Origin of the sequence: Mycobacterium sp., from assembly GCF_049280035.1 — a bacterium.
Taxonomy (GTDB): Bacteria; Actinomycetota; Actinomycetes; order Mycobacteriales; family Mycobacteriaceae; genus Mycobacterium.
In genome coordinates, this window is the sequence record NZ_JBAPPI010000187.1 from 1 (window position 1) to 2,678 (window position 2,678).

Annotated in this window: 3 protein-coding genes and 1 pseudogene; 1 reads left to right on the top strand and 3 read right to left on the bottom strand. The window is 62.4% G+C overall.

Annotation, left to right across the window (positions count from 1 at the left end):
• The 3 genes and pseudogenes from WAN71_RS06165 to WAN71_RS06175 form a co-directional block, all read right to left on the bottom strand.
• Positions 1 to 114 (bottom strand): annotated as a pseudogene (locus tag WAN71_RS06165) (VOC family protein); the annotation flags it as partial.
• Between the two features lie 112 nt (positions 115 to 226).
• Positions 227 to 598 carry a DUF2255 family protein gene (locus WAN71_RS06170; protein WP_422224488.1) on the bottom strand — a complete coding sequence of 124 codons (372 nt, stop codon included), beginning with the start codon at positions 596 to 598 and terminating at the stop codon, positions 227 to 229.
• Between the two features lie 43 nt (positions 599 to 641).
• Positions 642 to 1,202, bottom strand: coding sequence for a TetR/AcrR family transcriptional regulator (locus WAN71_RS06175; protein WP_422224489.1), 561 nt, complete (start codon positions 1,200 to 1,202; stop codon positions 642 to 644).
• A 93-nt stretch (positions 1,203 to 1,295) separates the two neighbouring features.
• On the opposite strand from WAN71_RS06175, the gene WAN71_RS06180 reads away from it, so the two are divergent.
• Entirely contained in the window at positions 1,296 to 2,345 is a 1,050-nt protein-coding gene (locus WAN71_RS06180; RefSeq protein ID WP_422224490.1) for an aldo/keto reductase, read from the top strand.
• Positions 2,346 to 2,678 lie beyond the last annotated feature (333 nt).

Consider the following 2,678-nt stretch of genomic DNA (forward strand, 5'->3'; position numbering starts at 1 on the left):
AATCTCCGCGAAAAGCTCATTCCCCCATACCGCGGAGACTTGAATGACCATCTCGTAGAAATCAATGAGCCGATTGACGTCGGCCGTGATGATGCGGGTCGAAATGAACTTCATGAAACCCTCCCAACAGGGCTATGGCCGTGTGGCCCGGCGATGCATCGTCTTGCGCTTGGCATGCTAGGCAGCCCCTACGACAATCAAGCCGGCGCCAGAGGCCACTGGCCGATCATGTTCTGAGCAGCCGAAGCGTCGTCGCTGCGGCTTCGTCTCCGACCATGCTTCCGGTCGAACCGTTGCCGTACTTGTCACGGTAGGCGTCGTCCACGTCCTCCCGCAGTCCCGACGGGCCGACACCGACGTCCTCGATGCGCACGTCGACTTCTACGCCGGGGACGCGCACACGTGCGCGTCTTGTGCTCAAGGCAAGGCCAAACCACCCGGTATCTCTGCGGTACCACGTGCGGACATATACGTCGCCGACGACGTGCACTACCCAAATCGGCGTCCACGGCCGAAGGGTTCCGTCGACACGGCGTACTGCAATGTCGAGTTCGCGGGCGGCATCGACAAGAGCGAGCTGCTCAGGTGTCCAGCTCATGATTCTCCGGAGCGTACCCATCGAGCCTGTTGTCCTTGCCTGGTCACGGCGCCAATCCGTCGATGACAAGCTCGGTGATCCGCTCGGCCTGCCGTTTGCCCTCGGGCCCCGCTTCCACCCGCCACATGAAACCCATGAGCAGCAACACATCAGCGGGCTCCAGGCCCGGTCGCATGGCCTCGCAAGCGACGCAGGCATCGATCAGCTTGCCGACGGCAGTCACCACCGGTGCATAGGTTTCGTTGATCGCATCCTTTATCGCCGCAGAGTGAAGCGCTTCGCCCAGGCCATGTTTGACGCGTACGTACTCGGCAAGCGTGTGAAACCAAGCGCGAAACGCCTCCAACGGTGGGCGCATGGCCAACACGTCGGGAACGGAGTCCACCAGACGCTGCATGTCGCGTCTGTACACCGCCAATATCAGCGCTTCCCGAGTGGGAAAGTGCCGATACAAGGTGCCGGGTCCAACCCCAGCACGTTTGGCGATCTCGTTGAGCGACGTTGCTCCCGATTCGGCGAACGCGTCGTGCGCCACTTGCAGGATATGGTCGCGATTTCGCTGCGCATCGGAACGCCGAACGTGGACACGCGTCCGGTCGACCATGGTCTTCCCATCTTGCAGTACCGGAGAACTCTCCGGTACGGTAGGACTGCGAGAAGCGGAGAACTCTCCGGTATCTCCAGGTTAGGAGTCTCCATGCAATACATCAAGCTCGGCACGACCGGTCTGGACGTGTCGCCGGTTGCGATTGGCGCGATGACCTACGGTGATCCCGGCCGCGGTCACCCGGTGTGGTCGCTCGGCGAAGACGAGTCTCGTCCGCTGATCAAGCACGCCATCGACAGTGGCATCAATTTCTTCGATACCGCCAACATGTATTCGCAGGGCTCGAGCGAGGAGATCCTGGGCCGCGCCCTGCGCGACTTCGCCCAGCGCGACGATGTCGTCATCGCGACCAAACTGCGTCATCCGGTGCGCTCGGGACCCAACGGAAAAGGCTTGAGCCGCAAGGCAATCATGACCGAGATCGATCATTCCCTGCGCCGCCTCGGCACCGACTACGTCGATCTCTATCAACTCCATCGCAACGACCACAGCACCCCGCTCGAAGAAACCTTGGAGGCACTGCACGACCTCGTCAAGGCCGGCAAGGTTCGCTACCTGGGCGCATCGTCTATGCCTGCATGGGAGTTCGCCAAGGCGCTACACCTGCAACGCGCCGAAGGCTGGGCCCGGTTCGTGTCGATGCAGAACCATTACAACCTGCTCGCCCGCGAAGAGGAACGCGAAATGATCCCGCTCTGCCTAGACGAGGGAGTAGGCACGATCGTGTGGAGTCCGCTGGCGCGCGGGCGTCTGGCCCGCGCCTGGGACGACTCCAAAGCCACCACCCGGTCATCCAACGACGCATTCGCCGACATGCTCTACACACCGCTGACCGAACACTCCGATCACGAGATCATCGACGCCGTTGGTAATCTCGCGGAGGCCCGCGGAGTCACTCGCGCCCAGATCGCTTTGGCCTGGCTACGCAGCCAACCGGTCGTCACCGCTCCGCTCGTCGGCGCGAGCCGCATCAGTCAGATCGACGATGCGGTTGCCTCGGTCGATATCGCCCTCAGCGCCGACGAGATCCGCTCATTGGAGTCGCCCTACACCCCCCGCTACGACTTCCAGGGCATCTCCGACGACGCCGACATGCAAGCCATCATGGCCCGCATACCCCAACTCACCGTCGCCACGTAGCGACTGCAGTAATCGAGGACGGCTGTCCGCAGCGGCGGGCACGCTGTTCTCGGGCCGCGTCCACAGTCGCTGCAGCCTCATCGTCGGGAATGTCGCGGAACATGTTGGCCAACAGGGCAACACCGAAACCCAGCGGGTTGACCAATATGTCTCTGATACTCTATCTGAACACTCTTATGCCGTGTCTTCGGCGTGACGGTTGGTGATGGCGTAGGGCGCGATAGTGCCCTTCGCCACCTCGCCGAATGGGAGACTGTCGAGGACCCAGACGTCGGCGGCGTGGTCGACTAGATCGCTGACCCCGGTGCGGATCTCCGCGATCTGCGCGTACGC

What these genes read in the sequence shown, in the direction of transcription:
- WAN71_RS06170 (WP_422224488.1), bottom strand. Translation starts at nt 598, where the DNA reads ATGAGCTGGACACCTGAGCAGCTCGCTCTTGTCGATGCCGCCCGCGAA.
- WAN71_RS06175 (WP_422224489.1), bottom strand. Translation starts at nt 1,202, where the DNA reads ATGGTCGACCGGACGCGTGTCCACGTTCGGCGTTCCGATGCGCAGCGA.
- WAN71_RS06180 (WP_422224490.1), top strand. Translation starts at nt 1,296, where the DNA reads ATGCAATACATCAAGCTCGGCACGACCGGTCTGGACGTGTCGCCGGTT.